This window comes from uncultured Nonlabens sp. (genome assembly GCF_947495285.1).
Lineage (GTDB): Bacteria > Bacteroidota > Bacteroidia > Flavobacteriales > Flavobacteriaceae > Nonlabens.
The window spans coordinates 1-18,827 of the sequence record NZ_CANLXZ010000042.1 but is presented as its reverse complement, the minus strand read 5'-3'; the positions used below and the strand labels follow the sequence as shown (position 1 = coordinate 18,827).

The window sequence follows — 18,827 nt, the reverse complement described above, 5'->3', positions numbered from 1 at the left end:
CCATCAGTAAAAAGAAGTTGCATTAAATCTTTTCCAACATAGCCTTTATCGGCATATAATTTCCCATATATTTTATCTAAAAAAGATTTTTTTTTTAGTGGAGTTCTATCATCCACATTAGCCTGTGTAATAGTAAAGTTCAGTATCTCTCCTTTATCATTTATAACGATATGTAGTTTAAAACCATGAAACCATCCCATAGTAGATTTACCAGTACAGTAGTAGCAATACCTTTGAATACTTTATTACTTCTAATCCGTTTAGGTTTACAAACTCTAACAGGTGTAGAATCTACAAAAGAAATCCCTGTACAATCACCCAAACAACAGGTCTTTAAAAACAAGGTCATTGGCATTAGATTTTGCTGCATAAGTTCGGTAAATCTATTGTAGGAAACTGTCGCTGGAAAATTATCTTGCATATGCTTTTGTACGTAATAAATATAGAAATGTTTAAAGGTTCTAAAACCACTTAATTGAAACAATATAGTAATGGTAATCACCTCGCTTTTTGACATAACTGGAGGGCGTTTTGAAGGATTACCTAAAAGGTGTTTATCAACTATTTGGTCATATTCTTTACAAAATTCATCAACAAGACAAAAGATTTCAGTAATTTTAGAGTAGATTATCATAGATAGGTTTTTGGATTAATAAATTGAAATTCAACACTTTAATTTACTAAAAATCTATCTTTTTTGCTAGAAAAATCTACTTAAATATTAATCGAACTCAGGTGTCTATACTCTTTATGCGCTTATCAAAAACCTGATACTTAAATCGATCGCATAAAAAAAACTTACAGCCACTGTAAAGACCTCTATATTTTCTTTTAATACCTTTACTTACTCATGCTTAGTACCAGTTACAAACTGTCGCTAGTAGTGAAAATGGTAAAAAAAATAGACACCCAAACTATAAAATAAATCACAGGAAATCATCATTAACTAAAAGCTTTTTATGCGGCATTTAAAAACTAATACTGTGTAATGTAATGTTACGGAGCACAACCCATTTCATTTTTTATTTGTTTAGGATGCTATTTATTTTATAAATCACTCATTACTACATCTGAGAATAGGAATATTAAGAGTTTGTCAATTTGTTCATCTGTGAAGATTATTGAACTATTCAATGAACTTTGATATTTTATTTTCAATCTTAAGTAGTTGGTTTTTGTTGTTTAAGATTTTTGGTTGTTACGCTTTCGCAAAAGCGGTATTGCTACGTTAAGTATAGGTGGTATTTATATTTTATTTCGGTTTATGGTTTACTTCTAAAATTAGATTACATATAAGCACAAAAAAAGCTTAAGTACGTTAGTAACGTATTTAAGCTTTTAATTTAAATCTGATGCAATTTTAGGCTCTTCCTTTTTTAATCGCTGTAAGAATATGTTTTTTACTTTAAGCTTTGAATAATGGCAATCCTTCAGTGAGAGTATATACCTCTTCTTCTAGAGTAGGTAAGTCATCTTGATTACCGGTTAGGCAGCGATCTATTAAATCAACGATAGTTTTCATGCTGTCTTCTTTAAGGCCTCTAGTCGTTATTGCTGCTGTACCGATGCGAATACCACTGGTTACGAATGGAGATTCTGTGTCAAAAGGAACCATGTTTTTGTTAACGGTAATGTGTATCTGACCCAGTAATGCTTCAGCTTCTTTACCGTTAATATTCTTATTTCTCAGGTCGATAAGCATCATGTGATTATCTGTACCACCAGAGATAATATTATAGCCTCTGGACATAAACTCGGCTGCCATTACTTCGGCATTTTTCTTTACTTGCACCATATAATGTAAGAAATTCTCTGAAAGAGCTTCTTTAAAAGCTACAGCTTTGGCTGCTATGATATGTTCTAATGGTCCACCTTGATTACCTGGGAAAACACCACTGTTAAGTAGGCTGGACATTTTCTTTAAATTTCCGTTTTTTAATTTTAGTCCGAATGGGTTTTCAAAATCTTTACCCATTATGATCATTCCACCTCTAGGACCTCTTAAGGTTTTATGTGTAGTTGTGGTGCATATATGAGCATGGACAACGGCATCCATCATAATTCCTTTGGCAATTAGACCTGCAGGGTGAGCAATGTCGGCCAAAAGTATAGCGCCTACTTTATCTGCTATTTCTCTAAATTTTTTATAATCTATTTCTCTACTATAAGCAGAGGCTCCCGCTATGATTAATTTAGGCTGTTCTTTTACCGCTATTTCTTCTATTTTATGGTAGTCTAGCCGCCCTGTATCTTTTTCTACACCGTAAAATGCGTTTACATAAATTTTACCTGAAAAATTAACTGGTGATCCATGTGTTAGGTGACCACCATGTGAAAGATCAAAACCTAGAATTTTATCTCCAGGATTTAAACATGCATGATATACAGCTGTGTTAGCCTGGCTACCAGAGTGTGGTTGTACATTTATATATTCTGCATTAAATAATTCTTTAGCTCTATCGATAGCAATGTTCTCTATTTCATCTACTACCTCGCAGCCTCCGTAATATCTTTTTCCAGGATATCCCTCGGCATATTTGTTAGTTAGAATAGAGCCTGCAGCAGCAAGTACATCTTCACTTACATAGTTTTCACTAGCAATTAATTCGATACCTTTTGTTTGACGGATTCTCTCATCTTCAATCAAGTTAAAGATTTCATTATCGTTGTAAGCCATTTTAAAAATTTTGTTACAAAAATAAGCTTCATATGCCATGATCCAATTCTTATATAATATATTTGGATACAACTTTTTAACAAGAAATCAAGATACAGATGCCTAATAAAACAAACGACCCAAAGAGAAGTTCATGGATAGGATATAATAGAGATACTCATTTCCCTATTCAAAATATACCATTCGGTGTTTTCCTGACTAGGGATAATGTTATTACTATAGGTACTAGAATAGGCGATTATGCCATAGATTTAGGTGCGCTGCAAGAGATGGGATACTTTGATAATGTTCCATTAACTGATGATATGTTTATGCAGGATACTCTTAATGATTTTATTTCTGACGGGAAGAAAACATGGCGTCTTGTACGCAATAGGATAGGTGATATTTTTGATAAAGAAAATTCTGAATTAAGGGATAATAAATCAGATAGAGATCGTATTATTTTTCCTATGGACGAAGTGGAGATGCAGTTGCCTGTTTTAATAGGAGATTATACTGATTTCTATAGTAGTAAAGAGCATGCAACAAATGTAGGTACTATGTTTAGAGATCCTGATAATGCTTTATTACCTAACTGGTTGCACATGCCAGTAGCCTATCACGGTAGATCTAGTTCTATTATTCCTTCTAATATTTCTATACACAGACCACAAGGACAGACTATGCCAGCAGGAGCAGAGCAGCCTGTATTCGGCCCATCTAAATTAGTGGATTTTGAACTAGAAATGGCTTTTATTACAACAGATGCTAATAATTTAGGACACCCAGTACCAGTGAACGAGGCCGAGGATTATATTTTTGGTATGGTTATTCTTAATGACTGGAGTGCAAGAGATATTCAAAAGTGGGAATATGTGCCACTAGGACCATTTTTAGCAAAAAACTTTGCGAGTTCTATTTCTCCATGGATTGTAACGTTAGATGCATTAGAGCCTTTTAGAACTAGTGGCCCTAAACGTGAGAAGCCTGTTTTAGATTATTTAGATTCAAAAAAAGATAGCAGTTTTGATATCAATCTAGAGGTAGATATTACACCACAACAGGGAACACCTACTACAGTTTGTAAATCAAATTTTAAACATCTTTACTGGAATATATCACAACAACTAGCACATCATACCGTTAATGGATGCCCAGTTAATAGTGGTGATTTAATGGGAAGTGGTACTATCTCTGGACCTACTAAGGACTCTTATGGATCTATGTTAGAATTAAGCTGGAGAGGTGAAAAACCTATCCAACTTAATGATGGTACAGAGCGTAAATTTATTCAAGATTATGATACCGTTACCATGAGAGGTTACTGCCATAAGGGTGATTTGCGTATCGGATTTGGAGAAGTTTCCAACACACTTTTACCTATTTATGAGCCTAAGAAAAAGTAAATGAAAAAAACTATAATCTTTCTTCTGTTAGCTATTTTAATCATCTCGTGTAGTAGTTTAAAAGAAACTGAAACAGCTTTAAATCAAGGTAACTATGACCTAGCGATAAATATCGCAGTTAATAAATTAATAGAAGGTAAAACAGCAAAAAGAAACCAAGATTACATACCTCTTTTAAAGCAAGCCTTTGTGAAGGCAGTTGCGCAAGATCAGGTTTTATTACAAAGGTGGCAGTTAGATAATAATCCTGCTGTACTAGAATCTATATATGAAACCTATGTAGGTATGGACCAACGACAGGATAAGATAAAACCGTTGTTGCCTTTAACCTTGATAAAAGAAAATGAAATAGTAAACTTTGAATTTAAAAATTACAATGCTAATATAATTGAATCAAAAAATGATCTTTCTGATTATTTACTTAATAATTCAAAAACGGCTCTGAGCACAGCAAATACTATAGAAGCAAGAAGTGTCTACAATGATTTGATCTATTTAGAAAAAATCAACCCTAATTTTAAAGATACTCGTGATTTAATGAAAAAAGCCCTAGAGAAAGGAACTCATTACATCCTAGTAAACCTTAAAAATAAGTCACAAACTGTAGTACCACGATTGCTAGAAGAAGAATTACTTAATTTTTCTACCTATGGTATTAACGATCAGTGGACGCAATATCATAACAACGAGATAGTAGAATTAGATTATGATTATACCATTGATATAATTATAGATCGCATTGTTTTGTCTCCAGAACAAGTTTCTGAAAAAGAGTTGCATAAAGAAAGACTCGTGCAAGATGGCTATATTTATGAATATGATGATAATGGAAACGTCAAAAAAGACAGTCTAGGTAACGATATAAAAAGAGATAAATTTGTCACCATTAAGGCTAGCGTGGTTCAAAACACACAATTTAAGGAATCAAATATTAATGCAGTCGTTCAATTAACTGATAATAGAAGCTCGCAAATAGTAGATCGTTTTCCTGTAACTAGTAACTTTGCTTTTACCTATATCTACGGTTCTGTTTATGGAGATAGAAGAGCTCTTGATGCAAATTATCTAGAAACTTTAAATCCTAGATCTGTGAACTTTCCTACAGACGAGCAAATGATTTACGACACAGGTGAAGACTTAAAGTATAAAATAAAACAGATTTTAAATAACCTTAATTATAATTAGATGGTGTGTTTCGCTTTCGCGAAAGCGAAACACACATCAAAAACCCTACTTACTTTAAAACGTTAGGATTTATTTCACAGTTCAACTCCTATATTTGAGGAGACTATAAATCTATGAGTTCAAAACACCAATCTTACACGTCTATTAGATATTTTTCAGATTTAATGTCTGATTATCTCGATCAAAAAGAACATGTAAAACCTTTATACCATCGATTTCCAAAATTAGACAATTTTAGAGATCAGATATGTGAGAAAAAAAAGGAATGGGCCCCATTACAGAATAGAAGAAAAGTCTTGCGCGACGTACTCATAACACAGTACGAGAACATAGAAGACAAAGAAATAACTCAATTAAACATTGAGTTGCTGGATAAACAACATACGTTTACAGTAACCACAGGGCACCAGCTCAATTTATTTACAGGACCATTATATTTTTTATATAAAATAATATCAACTATTAATTTATGTAAAACACTGTCACATAAATATCCAGAGTGTAATTTTGTCCCGGTATACTGGATGGCGACTGAAGATCATGATTTTGAAGAGATTCAGTACTTTAATTATGGAGATAAAAAAGTAGTTTATAACCGTGAGTCTTATGGTGGTGTAGGAAGACTTTCTACAGATGGTCTAGAAGATGTTCTAGAGGTCTTTAAAAAACTGTTAGGAAAACATGAAAATGCTCAAGAAGTAATACAGCTTTTTGAAAAAGGCTATTTAAATAACTCTAACCTTGCTAGTGCGACTAGAGTAATAGCACACGAGTTATTTAAAGAAGATGGTCTCGTAATTCTAGATGCAGATGATAGTAAGTTAAAAACACTTGCTGTTCCTTATTTTAAAGAAGAATTAATCTCGCAAACCAGTTTTAAAGAGGTGAGTCATACCTTAAACAGCTGGCCACAAGAATATAAAGTACAAGTTAATCCTCGAGAAATCAATTTATTTTATTTAACTGATTCTTATCGCAAACGTATCATAGAAAAAGATGGTTCTTATTCTATAGATGGTTCTAACATTACATTTACAAAAGAAGAGATTCTTAAAGAATTACAAGATCATCCAGAACGATTTTCACCTAATGTCATAATGAGGCCACTTTATCAAGAAATAGTGCTTCCTAATATATGTTACATAGGTGGCGGTGGTGAGATGGCATACTGGTTAGAATTAAAGCAGTATTTTAACTCACAGCAGGTAATATTTCCTATACTGCTCATGCGCAACTCTGCTTTGTTAATTACATCAAAACAGTTAGAAAAAGTGAGTAAGTTAAAGTTAGAAATATGGGATCTATTTAAAAAAGATCATGAACTTACCACCTTGTTAACTAAAAAGATAAGTGATATAGAAATAGACTTTTCTACTCAAAAAGATCATCTTAAACAGCAGTTTAAAGATCTTTTTACAATAGCAAGTTTAACAGATAAGTCGTTTGAAAATGCTGTAAAAGCTCAAGAACATAAACAAATTAAAGGTCTAGAACATCTAGAGTCTAGATTACTCAAAGCGCAAAAGAGAAAACTCAAAGATCATTTAAACAGAGCGCTAGAACTTAAAAAAGAGTTGTTTCCTAATGACAGTTTACAAGAAAGGCAAACTAACTTTTCCTTCTTTTATCAAGAATATGGGGCTTCTTTTATTTCAAAAATCAAAGAAAATCTAGATCCTCTAGATCATAGATTTAGTGTCATAGAATTGTAAAAGTATAGAAAGCTAATAAGCGACCTGATTTTTCTTTTGAAAACACGTTAACAAAAGTGTGTCATATCCTTAAACTTTAGATATTAAAAAAGTAAATTTGCTCATGCAACACGATAAGATATTAATATTAGATTTTGGATCGCAATACACACAATTAATTGCGCGCAGAGTAAGAGAATTAAACATCTATTCTGAAATACATCCTTTCAACAAAGTTCCTACAGATTTAGATCAGTATAAAGCTATCATTCTTTCTGGTAGCCCTATGTCCGTGAGGTCTGAAAATGCTTTTCATGTAGATCTTAATGAAATAAGAGGTAAAAAGCCTCTTCTAGGAGTGTGTTATGGCGCACAGTATTTAGCACATTTTCATGGAGGAGAAGTAGGTGCGTCTAGTACGAGAGAATATGGTCGTGCAAATTTATCTTTTGTAGAAAATGATTTATTCTTAGAAGGTATAGAAGCAGGCAGCCAGGTATGGATGAGTCATAGTGATACAATTAAGCAATTGCCAGAAAATGGTATGTTACTTGCCAGCACTCATGACGTGAGAAATGCAGCCTATAAAATACAAGGTGAATCTACCTATGCGATACAGTTTCATCCAGAGGTATATCACTCCACAGACGGTAAACAGCTATTAGAAAATTTCTTAATAAAGATAGCAAACGTCACGCCAGACTGGACACCAGATAGTTTTGTTGAAGAAACGGTAAATCACCTACAAAAACAAATAGGAGAAGACCGTGTGGTTTTAGGCCTTTCTGGAGGAGTAGATTCTTCTGTTGCAGCGATGTTATTACACAAAGCGATAGGTAAAAACTTGTACTGTATTTTTGTAAATAATGGATTATTGCGTAAAGATGAATACACACAAGTCTTAAAGCAATATGAAGGTATGGGACTTAATGTAAAAGGTGTAGATGCTTCGGCACGATTCATGGATGCACTTAAGGGATTAAGTGATCCAGAATTAAAGCGTAAAGCAATAGGTCGTGTATTCATAGAAGTTTTTGATGATGAGGCACATGAAGTTAAAAATGTAACCTGGTTAGCACAAGGGACTATCTATCCAGATGTTATAGAAAGTGTAAGCGCAACTGGTGGCCCCAGTGCGACTATAAAATCGCATCACAACGTTGGTGGATTACCAGACTTTATGAAACTTAAAATAGTAGAGCCGTTAAAAGCACTGTTTAAGGATGAAGTACGTAGAGTAGGTAAGTCTATGGGGATGGCTACAGAGCTTTTAGGTAGACATCCATTTCCAGGACCAGGCCTCGCTATTAGAATTCTAGGAGATATCACACCAGAAAAAGTAAACATACTTCAAGAAGTAGATGCTGTTTTTATTAATAATTTAAAAAAATGGGATCTTTACGATAAAGTATGGCAAGCAGGCGCTATCTTACTGCCAGTGAATAGTGTAGGAGTAATGGGAGATGAGCGTACCTATGAAAAGTGTGTAGCTTTAAGAGCTGTAGAGAGTACTGACGGTATGACGGCAGACTGGGTAAATTTACCCTATGAATTTTTACAAGCAACTAGTAATGAAATAATAAATAAAGTTAAGGGCGTTAATAGAGTGGTCTATGACATCAGCTCTAAGCCGCCAGCAACTATAGAATGGGAATAAAAAAAGGATGAAAAAAATATTTATAATAATTTGTATGTGTTTCGCTTTCGCGAAAGCGAATGCAACATTCATGCAAAATTACAAACAACACACAGTTGAGCAAGGAGAGACTATTTATACCCTTACTCAAAAGTATAAAGTAACTTCTGAACAGTTATTAGAGCTTAATCCTGATTTAAAAGCAGGATTAAAGTATGGACAGGTCCTTTTAATACCAGCTCAAAATACAGTACTTACTCAAAGAAAAATAGAAAAGTATAAAAAGCACAGAGTAAGACGCAAAGAGACGCTTTATAGCCTTTCAAAAAAATACAACATCACAGAGTTGGATATTAAAGAAGCTAACAAGCAGTTGTATTCTAATCCTTTAAGAAAAGGAGATAAAATACAAATCCCTATTTTTAAAGAGGTAATCCTTTCTGTGCAAGATCTAGAACCTAAAAAACCGGTATTAGACCCTACTAACTTGCCAGACGGTAAGTATCTAGTAAAGTCTAGTGAGGGAATGTATGGTATAGCAACAAAGCATCATATCAAGACTAAAGATCTAATAAAACTTAATCCTGATGTTAAGGAACTGCGTCCAGGGATGATTTTAAATGTGCCTAAAGGAGTAATAATCGATGTAGATCCTATTTTAATTCCGTCTGATACTGTATCTGAGAATGAGCAATTGTTAATGATGGAGTATACGATACCTAAAAAAATGGGGATGTATTCCTTAAAGAAACTATCTGGTATAAATGAAGATTCTTTACTGTCCTTAAATCCACACTTAAAAGATGGTCTTAAAGAAGGTATGAAGGTAACTATTCCTAACCCAGATTATGGGAAAGAAGTCGTTATGAAATCAAATTTAATTACCACTGCTAGATTAATAGATAGTTTAAGGAATTTTAAAAGACAGCGCATTGCTGTTATGTTACCTATTTCAATTCACAAGACTGATGGAAATGCAAATCGTGACCTCTTGAAGTCCGACCGTACCATGCGTATAGCTCTAGATTTCTACAGCGGTGTAAAAATAGCCGTGGACAGTGCAAATGCTTTAGGTATACCTGTAGATTATGACGTTTTTGATACACAAAAAAACTTACAGACTACAAAGGATATTCTAAATGGAACTGATTTTGCTGACTATAATGCAGTTTTAGGACCGTTAGGATCTGAAAATGTTGTGGAAACTGCAAAGGAGATAAAACGCATAGGTGTTCCTGTTATATCACCTCTAACTAATACTAAAGTAGAACTGTATCGTAATTTATTTCAGGCAAGACCTAGTGGTGAGGTGCTCAAGCAACAGTTTAAGGATTTTATAGTAGAGTATTCTAAGGGAAAACACGTTATTATCGTGACAGATAATAATAATCCTAAATTGAGAAATGAATTCACTTCTATTTTACCTAATGCAAATGTGTTAGTTCCTGATATTGAGAAAAACTATATCTTCAGCGTAAATTACATTGAGAAACTCCAAGAAGATGTTGAAAATGTAGTGATACTAGCGGTAGATGATGATGGTTTTGTTACCAATGCTATTACAAATTACTCAGCTAAAGCTGGATCTCATAAAATAACGATGTTCGGTTTGGATAATTTTGAAGAATTAGATTTACCCAATTCAAAATTAGCGCAGTTAAACTTTGTGTACCCAAGTATGTATAAAGAAAGTCAAGAAGATAATTTATTTGTAAAAAAATATTATTCCACATACAGTACTACACCTAATTCTTATGCTGTGAGAGGTTTTGATGTTACTCTAGATCTTATTTTAAGACAGGCTAGCTCTTTAGATCTTTATGAAAGCGTTATGAGAAATGGAAGAACCGTAATGACAGAGAATAAATTTAATTATTCTAAAAAGTCATCTTCTGGTTATTATAATGATGCGATGTATATCTTGCAGTATCAAGAAGACTTGAGCATCAAAGAATTAGATATAAATAATATAGTTAATAAAGAATAAGTATGACTTCTATTGTAGAGTATAAAGGTAATTTAAGATGTGAATCCACACATATTAAAAGTGCTAATTCATTTTTAACTGACGCACCTTTAGATAATCAAGGTAAAGGAGAGGCTTTTTCTCCTACAGATACAGTTGCTACTGGTCTAGCTAGCTGTATGCTTACCGTTATGGGAATTAAAGCAGCCGATATGGATATAGAGCTCTCTGGTAGTAAAGCACAAGTGACTAAAATCATGGCTGCAAATCCACGTCGTATTTCTCAAATAGATGTAGTATTAAATATGAAGAGCGATTGTGATAAAAGAGCTCAGTTGATACTAGAGCGTGTCGGTAATACTTGCCCAGTACACAATAGTTTACATCCAGATATTGTTAAGAATATTACTTTTAACTGGAGCTAAATGAAGATTTTGTTCTCTTGTATCCTACTTATTTTATCATTTAATTTTAATGATGATCCGAGAGAACGATTTTCTTATCAAGTGCATTCTCAATTAACGTGGCAGGATTTTAAAGGAGTACCGCCTAAGGGTGCTCATCATTTTGCTAGTGTTAACTCTGGTATGGGGTATAGTTTTTCTTCTAAAAGGGTAGATGGTCATATAAAGATAGATGTACAAGTTAACAGTTATTTTTATCCTCAATTAAGTTGGAAAAAAAACATCAATGAAAATAACGCTGCATTACTTGCCCATGAGCAAATACATTGGGATATTTCAGAATTGTACGCCCGTAAATTAAGAGCGGCTTTTTCAAAATATGTTCCTCAAAAAAATCCTAAAAAGGAAATTGATTTCATTTTTAGGAAGTTTGAAAAAGATCGTCAACAATTGCAGTCTACCTATGATTTTGAGACCAACCATGGATTAATAAAAAACATGCAAGAAATCTGGTCCATAAAAATTAAGGAAGAACTATTTAAAACTAGTGCAGCGTCTCATATTCCTTAAAGTTCAAAATATTGTTCAAAAGAATTAATTATTTGTGGAACTTCATTAACAGTAAAATCTAACGTCAATTTATATTTTTTATTTTCTTTAGAGATCTTAAGATTACCTTTTTTTACCTTGTAAATTCCTGTCGCTCCTCTACAAAAACAAAGTCTATTATAACTGACTTTTGCATTACTCAATAATTGATCTGTTAGATTTAAATCTTTAAGATTCTCATCTATTTCTATAAAAACTATTTCAGAATAATGATCATCACTAATTCCAGGTTTTGTAGTTCTCTTATATTCAAATTTTAAAACGACTTTACCGTCAGCAGGTTTCAGTTCATGATAAGTGTTTTTAAACTCATCTTCTAGAATTAATAACTCTTTATTTTTAAGTACTTCAAAAGAACAAGTTCCATTTGCAGGGCATGTGGATTGTTGATTAGAATTTGTAGTGATATCTTTATTTGATTTACAAGATGAAATAAATAAAATCATGGTAAGTAGAAGCGTGTATTTATACATGTAATATGTTTTTAATTAACATTAAAAATAGATAATAATATGAATTTAATTATGTTTTTTCAAAATTATTATCCATAAAACGCTGAAAATTAATAGTTATACTAGGAATATTATAAAATTGTGATCATTTTCACTTATTATTGTTACTTAAATATCCAAAGCATGTTAAAAAAACACATATTATGGTTGACGACGCTTTTATTTACAATAAGCGTTACATTGCCATCAACAGCCCAAAAAAGTAAGACCACCTGGTCTGAAGTTAATGAATCTAATCTCGCATCAGAACTGCAGTGGTCTAGAAAAACAGACCCAGCAATAGCATCCTATTATAGAATTGATCTTTCAGCCCTTAAAGTTCAATTACAAAATGCGCCACAAAGAGGTGTAGATTCACAATTATCTACGGTAATTATAGACTATCCTACGACTAACGGTGTAGAATCCTTTAGAGTTAAAGAGGCAAGTATAATGGCTACCGAGTTACAGGCTGAGTATCCAGATTTTAGATCTTATGTAGGTCAAAGTGTAAAGGACGCTGGTAGTCAAATTAGATTTTCTATTACTTCTCAAGGTTTTCATGGAATGATGTTTTCTACTAGATTAGGTACTCAATTTGTAGATTCTTATTCGTTAGATAATTCATCTGTAATAGTTTATAAGAAAAGTGATTTGATTAATAATGGGGATCATTGGGAATGTCATGTGGATGACACCTATAATTTAAATCAAAGATTTATAGGTCCAGATCATACTTTTGAAATTAAAAATGCAAACGATGGTTTGTTAAGAGATTTTAGATTAGCTATCTCTACTACTGTAGAGTATTCTGAGTTTCACTGGCAAAGAGCTGGTGTGTTATCAACCGACCCTTTTCTAGCCAAAAGAAATGCTGTTGTAGCGGCTATCATAGTTACTATGACTCGCAATAACTTCATTTATGAGAGAGATTTAAGCGTAACCATGACTTTGGTAGCTAATAATTCTGCACTTATTTCAATAGATTCGGATAATTTCTCAAATGATTCTGCAGGTGATATTTTAGGAGAGAATCAAGTAGCTATCGATGCTATTATAGGTTTTTCAAATTATGATATAGGTCATATTTTTTCTACTGGTGGTGGTGGTTTAGCTTCATTAGCTTCTCCTTGTACTAATAGAAAGGCACAAGGTGTTACAGGTAGTTCTGCTCCGTTAGGTGATCCTTTTGATGTTGATTTTGTAGCTCATGAATTAGGTCATCAATTGGGTGCTCCACATTCATTTAACGGTGACGCAGCAAATTGTGTAGGTGGTAATAGATCTGAAAATAATGCTTTTGAACCTGGTAGTGGATCAACAATAATGGCATACGCTGGTATTTGTCCTCCTCAAAACATTCAAAATAACAGTGATGCATACTTTCATCAAGGTAGTTTAAATAGCATTTTTAATAATATATCGTCTGGTTTAGGTACTTGTGCTCAAACAACCTTAACAGGTAATTCAGCTCCTGTTGCTATAGCAGATAGTGATTACGTGATTCCTAGAAGTACAGCTTATAAATTAGTAGGTAATTCTACTGATGTAGATGGTACTTCTACACATACTTATACATGGGAACAAAATGATTTAGGTACTGTTACTGGTTTCCCTCAAGAAACAAATGCAACAGGTCCTATGGTAAGATCATTTGAAGGGACTTCAGATAAGGTAAGGTACATACCTAGATTAGAAGAATTGCGAGTTAATGGAGGTAATTCTACACAATGGGAAAAATTATCTTCTGTTAGTCGTGTGCAAACATTTGATTTAACGGTTAGAGATAATGATACTCGAGGTGGTCAGACGGATAGCGATGAAATGATAGTACAAGTAGATGCAAACGCTGGACCTTTCCGTGTTACATCTCAAAATGTAGGAGGCATTGTTTGGTTGCCTAATACAGTTGAAAATATTACTTGGGATGTAGCTGGTACAGACGCAAATACTATCAATACTGCAAACGTGAATATACTTCTTTCTACTGATGGCGGTTTAAATTTTGATACTGTACTAGCTGCAAATGTGCCTAATACAGGATCTTACGCACTTACGGTTCCTGAAGAAATAGTATCTCCTAATTGTAGAATAATGATAGAGGGCGCTGGTAATATATTCTTCGCTTTGAATTCTAGAGAGTTTAATATAAATGCAGATGTGCAAATAACGTGCACAACTTACCAGTCAGGAAGTTTAAATTCTGCAATTCCTGATAATAATAGGGTAGGTGTGTCGTCTACTTTAAACGTTCCCCTTGCAGATAATATAGAAAGTATAAAGTTAGGTGTTGATATTTCACATACTTACATACAAGATTTAATTTTTTCAATTATAGACCCTTCAGGTAGTAATCAAGCTGTTGCATGGAATAGAGAGTGTACAAATCAAAATGATGTTGCTGCTACATTTGAAGATGATGGAGCGACTATACTTTGTAGACAGCCTACTGTAGGTAATTTTGCTCCTTCTGAATCTTTTTCAGTATTTAATGGAGTTGCAGCAAATGGAGACTGGACACTCCGTGTTTCTGATAATGTAGGTGATGATATAGGTACATTGAACAGCTGGTCATTAGAAGTATGTGTGCAAAACATTACTCCATTAAGTAATGAATCCTTTGAATTAGATAACTTGTCTATATACCCTAACCCTAGTAATGGTAACCTTAATATTTTGTTTGATAACGCGTCAAGTAATAATGTAGGTGTTACTGTATTTGATTTAAGTGGTAGATCTGTGTTTAAAAGATCTTATGAGACTTCAAATAGTTTCAATCAAAATATTAATTTAGGTGCTGTATCTGCTGGTATGTATTTAGTTAACATAGTAGATGGAAATCGCACTATAACTAAAAAGATAATCGTAGAATAATCTCAAATATTTTATAGAATAAAAGCCAGCAAGTAATTGCTGGTTTTTGTTGTTTTAAGCTTTTCCATTAAAGATTAAAAGTTCTCGTTTCTCTTATACAAAACACCTATTTTTGCAGCTGTTTTTTAAAACTCTCAAAAAATAACTATGGCACACGCAAAGTATATATTTGTTACCGGTGGAGTAACCTCTTCTTTAGGAAAGGGAATAATCGCAGCTTCATTAGCAAAATTACTACAGGCCAGAGGTTTAAGAGTAACTATTCAAAAACTCGATCCATATATTAATGTAGATCCAGGAACACTTAACCCCTATGAACACGGAGAGTGTTATGTAACTGAAGACGGTGCAGAAACAGATTTAGACCTAGGTCACTACGAGCGCTTTCTCAACGTTAATACATCTCAGGCTAATAATGTTACTACAGGAAGAATTTATCAAAGCGTTATTCAGAAAGAAAGACGCGGTGAGTTTTTAGGTAAAACGGTACAAGTTATACCTCATATAACAGATGAGATCAAACAGCGCATTCAAATTCTAGGTAAATCAGGTGATTATGATGTTGTAATTACTGAAATAGGTGGAACCGTAGGAGATATAGAATCACTTCCTTACATAGAAAGTGTAAGACAGTTACAGTGGGAACTAGGAGAACGCAATTCTCTAGTAATACACCTAACTTTAATACCGTATTTAAGTGCTGCAGGTGAGTTAAAAACTAAACCCACCCAACACAGCGTCAAGACATTAATGGAAAGCGGTGTACAGGCAGATATTTTAGTATGTCGTACAGAGCACGAACTCTCTGACGAGATCCGTACTAAACTTGCACGTTTCTGTAATGTAAAGCAAGAAGCAGTAATTCAATCTATTGATGTAGAGACCATTTACGACGTTCCTAACAAGATGCTGTTAGAAGGTTTAGATCGTGTGGTCATCAAAAATCTAGAAATTGATACCAAAGATCAACCAGACCTAAGAAGCTGGAATGAATTTGTTCAAAGACATAAAAATCCTAAAAGTACTGTAACTATCGGTTTAATAGGTAAATATGTAGAATTACAAGATTCCTATAAATCTATTCTAGAAGCATTTATTCACGCTGGCGCGGCTAATGAGGTGAAAGTGAAAATAGAATCTATTCATAGTGGTTATTTAGAAATAGATAATATTAAGAAAAAGCTTTCCCATCTAGATGGAGTTCTCGTAGCACCAGGTTTTGGGGAGCGTGGAATAGAGGGAAAGATAGAAGCAGTACGTTATGCCAGAGAGAATAAATTGCCATTTTTTGGAATTTGTTTAGGAATGCAAATGGCAGTAATTGAATATTCTCGTAACGTTTTAGGAATTACAGACTCTAACTCTGTAGAAATGGATGAGAATACAGCAAATCCTGTGATATCTTTAATGGAAGATCAAAAGAACATAATGGACATGGGTGGAACCATGAGATTAGGAGCTTGGGATTGTGAGTTAGTAGGTGGAAAGATCAAAGATGTTTATGCCAGTAAAAAAATAAGTGAGCGTCACAGACATCGTTATGAATATAACAATGAATATAGAGAGCAACTGGAAAAAGCTGGTTTAAAAACGACAGGTGTTAACCCAAAATCAAATTTAGTTGAAACTGTAGAGGTAGAAAACCATCCTTGGTTTATAGGAGTTCAGTATCATCCAGAATATAAAAGTACCGTTGCAGCGCCGCATCCTTTGTTTACATCGTTTGTAAAAGCTGCAGCAGATTTTAAATTAAATAAGAATAAAGTTTAAGATTCCGCTTTCGCGAAAGCGAGATCAACAACAAATAATTACCAAGTAAATTAATCGCCCCAGCGGGCAAAAGTATGGAAGAGAAAAAAACGGACTGGAAAAGTATGCTAGGATTAGCCCTAATTTTTGGGATAGTTGCATTTATGCTTTTCAGAAACCAAGAAGACCAGCAAGAAACAGAAAACACATCACAGACGAGTGAAGTTATTTCAAATTCTAGCCAGCCAGTTAAATTACTAAATAATACCGCGCTAACACCAGAGAATTCTCAAGGTCAAGTGATTGAGTTCAATAATGAATTAATTGATTTCAAGATTAATACAAAAGGTGCGTTAATTGACGAAGCTTTATTGAAAAATTTCAAAACCTATGATTCTTTACCAGTCTACCTTGTCAAGGGAGGCGATCATAAGTTCGATTTAGAGTTCATGACTAAAGATGGACGTAAACTACGTACTAGAGACATGGTTTTTACGGCTCAAGAATCTATGAATGGTAAGAACAAAGTATTAAGTCTTACCGCAAATCCTGCTAGTGGAGCGTCTATAGAATTTAGATACGAATTGCAGCCTAGCGATTATATGATGGATTTCAATATTCGTACTCAAGGCCTTTCTCAAGTGGCTGATACTTCTCAAGAGGTTGCGTTAAATTGGGAATTACAAGCCTACCGTCGTTCAAAAAGTATATCTACAGAGAGTCGTTATACAGAGATAAAATTTGAATATGATGGCGGTAGTGATGACTACACAGGTCAAGGAGAAAATGCTGAGGAAGATGCTGAAGATATTACCTACATCGCGTACAAAGAGCATTTCTTCTCTTCTATATTATTAACAGACACACCTTTTAAAAGCGGTATATTAAAGTCTTATAATAATACCAGTGAAGATGACGAGCAAAATGAGCTAACTAAGAAATTTACTTCTAAGGTGCAGTTAGATTATTCTGGTGGTGAGCTAGCTTATAACATGGACTGGTATTTTGGTCCTACAGATTTTGAAATCTTAGATGGATATGATCGCAATCTTGACGAAGTAGTAGATTTAGGTTGGGGAATTTTTGGTGTTATTAATGAATGGGCGATAAGACCGTTATTTACATTCTTAAGTAGTTCTGATGGATTAGGTATTCCTTATGGTATTGCTATCATCCTGCTTACTATTTGTGTAAGACTGGTATTATCTCCAGTACTATATAAGAGTTACTTAACCCAAGCAAAGATGAAAATCCTGCGTCCAGAGTTAAATAGAATTGCAGAAAAGTACAAGGATAACGCAATGAAAAAGCAGCAGGAAACCATGAAGGTTCAAAGCGAGGCAGGTGCCAGCCCGTTGAGTGGTTGTTTGCCCGCGTTGCTTCAAATGCCTGTATTCTTTGCGCTCTTTAAGTTTTTCCCTACAGCATTTGAATTGAGACAGAAAAGCTTCCTTTGGGCAGATGATTTATCGAGTTATGATGTCATTTATCAATTTCCAGAAGGTTTTAAAATACCATTCTATGGTGATCACGTGAGTCTATTTCCTATTCTTGCTTCTATATCCATCTTTTTCTATATGAAGATGACCACTGGGCAAAATATGCAAGCAGCACAGCAACCTGGTATGCCTAACATGAAGTTTATCATGTACCTATCTCCATTGTTCATGCTGGTATTCTTTAACAGTTATGCAAGTGGATTATCACTGTACTACTTTATATCTAATTTAATTACCATCGGTATTATGTTAGTGATAAAGCACGTAATTATTGATAAGGATAAAGTTCTTGCTAAAATTGAAAAAGCAAAAGCTAAGCCTAAGAAAAAGAAAGGTCGTTTTGCAAGTAAGATGTCAGAGATCATGGAGCAAGCACAAGCGCAACAAGAAGAGCAACAAAGAAATAAGAAGAAGTAATTTTTTCTTTTAATAGTTTAAAATCCTCCATCTTTTGATAGGGGATTTTTTTTGTTTATAAAATCCTGTCGGATTTATTAACGTTCGGCTTAGATTTATGATATCACCTCTAGCTGGCTTAAAGTTGAGACGGCGATAACTTTACCCTGGAATATTCTATAGAATTATACCAATTTAGTTTTTAAATGCCGTATAAAAAGCTTTTAGATAATGATGATTTCCTGTGATTGATTTTATAGTT

Annotated in this window: 14 protein-coding genes; 10 read left to right on the top strand and 4 right to left on the bottom strand. The window is 33.7% G+C overall.

What is annotated here, in order from left to right; genetic code table 11:
• From Q0838_RS13300 to glyA, 3 genes are all read right to left on the bottom strand, one after another.
• Positions 1-200: transposase (locus Q0838_RS13300; RefSeq protein WP_298956112.1), on the bottom strand; the 200-nt coding region annotated here is incomplete at its 3' end.
• Positions 161-634 (bottom strand): transposase, encoded by a 474-nt coding sequence (locus tag Q0838_RS13295; RefSeq protein ID WP_298956109.1) that lies wholly within the window; start codon positions 632-634, stop codon positions 161-163. The genes Q0838_RS13300 and Q0838_RS13295, both read right to left, overlap by 40 nt.
• A gap of 771 nt (positions 635-1,405) precedes the next feature.
• Complete coding sequence (gene glyA, locus Q0838_RS13290; RefSeq protein WP_298956106.1) at positions 1,406-2,677, bottom strand: serine hydroxymethyltransferase; 1,272 nt, start codon at positions 2,675-2,677, stop codon at positions 1,406-1,408.
• Positions 2,678-2,775: 98 nt separating this feature from the next.
• Between glyA and fahA the strand changes: the two genes are divergently transcribed.
• The 7 genes from fahA to Q0838_RS13255 all read left to right on the top strand — a co-directional run bounded on the left by fahA (position 2,776) and on the right by Q0838_RS13255 (position 11,517).
• The gene (gene fahA, locus Q0838_RS13285; protein ID WP_298956103.1) at positions 2,776-4,065 is read left to right on the top strand and encodes a fumarylacetoacetase; all 1,290 of its coding nucleotides are present in this window, start codon (positions 2,776-2,778) and stop codon (positions 4,063-4,065) included.
• Positions 4,066-5,250 (top strand): hypothetical protein, encoded by a 1,185-nt coding sequence (locus Q0838_RS13280; RefSeq protein ID WP_298956101.1) that lies wholly within the window; start codon positions 4,066-4,068, stop codon positions 5,248-5,250.
• Between the two features lie 113 nt (positions 5,251-5,363).
• A complete protein-coding gene (gene bshC, locus Q0838_RS13275; RefSeq protein WP_298956099.1) occupies positions 5,364-6,962 on the top strand; it encodes a bacillithiol biosynthesis cysteine-adding enzyme BshC in 1,599 nt (532 codons plus the stop codon).
• Between the two features lie 103 nt (positions 6,963-7,065).
• Positions 7,066-8,598 (top strand): glutamine-hydrolyzing GMP synthase, encoded by a 1,533-nt coding sequence (guaA, locus tag Q0838_RS13270; RefSeq protein WP_298956097.1) that lies wholly within the window; start codon positions 7,066-7,068, stop codon positions 8,596-8,598.
• A 7-nt stretch (positions 8,599-8,605) separates the two neighbouring features.
• Positions 8,606-10,564: a LysM peptidoglycan-binding domain-containing protein gene (locus tag Q0838_RS13265; protein ID WP_298956094.1), complete on the top strand. Its 1,959-nt coding sequence runs from the start codon at positions 8,606-8,608 to the stop codon at positions 10,562-10,564.
• Positions 10,565-10,566: 2 nt separating this feature from the next.
• The gene (locus Q0838_RS13260; protein ID WP_298956091.1) at positions 10,567-10,968 is read left to right on the top strand and encodes an OsmC family protein; all 402 of its coding nucleotides are present in this window, start codon (positions 10,567-10,569) and stop codon (positions 10,966-10,968) included.
• Positions 10,969-11,517, top strand: a complete 549-nt coding sequence (locus Q0838_RS13255) for a DUF922 domain-containing protein (protein ID WP_298956089.1) — start codon at positions 10,969-10,971, stop codon at positions 11,515-11,517. It abuts the gene before it with no gap.
• Here Q0838_RS13255 and Q0838_RS13250 read toward each other — a convergent pair.
• Positions 11,514-12,029 carry a hypothetical protein gene (locus Q0838_RS13250; protein WP_298956086.1) on the bottom strand — a complete coding sequence of 172 codons (516 nt, stop codon included), beginning with the start codon at positions 12,027-12,029 and terminating at the stop codon, positions 11,514-11,516. The genes Q0838_RS13255 and Q0838_RS13250 overlap by 4 nt on opposite strands.
• 162 nt (positions 12,030-12,191) lie before the next feature.
• On the opposite strand from Q0838_RS13250, the gene Q0838_RS13245 reads away from it, so the two are divergent.
• The 3 genes from Q0838_RS13245 to yidC all read left to right on the top strand — a co-directional run bounded on the left by Q0838_RS13245 (position 12,192) and on the right by yidC (position 18,586).
• The gene (locus tag Q0838_RS13245; protein ID WP_298956083.1) at positions 12,192-14,921 is read left to right on the top strand and encodes a reprolysin-like metallopeptidase; all 2,730 of its coding nucleotides are present in this window, start codon (positions 12,192-12,194) and stop codon (positions 14,919-14,921) included.
• Between the two features lie 147 nt (positions 14,922-15,068).
• The gene (locus Q0838_RS13240) at positions 15,069-16,691 is read left to right on the top strand and encodes a CTP synthase (protein ID WP_298956079.1); all 1,623 of its coding nucleotides are present in this window, start codon (positions 15,069-15,071) and stop codon (positions 16,689-16,691) included.
• A gap of 74 nt (positions 16,692-16,765) precedes the next feature.
• A complete protein-coding gene (yidC, locus tag Q0838_RS13235) occupies positions 16,766-18,586 on the top strand; it encodes a membrane protein insertase YidC (protein ID WP_298956076.1) in 1,821 nt (606 codons plus the stop codon).
• Positions 18,587-18,827 lie beyond the last annotated feature (241 nt).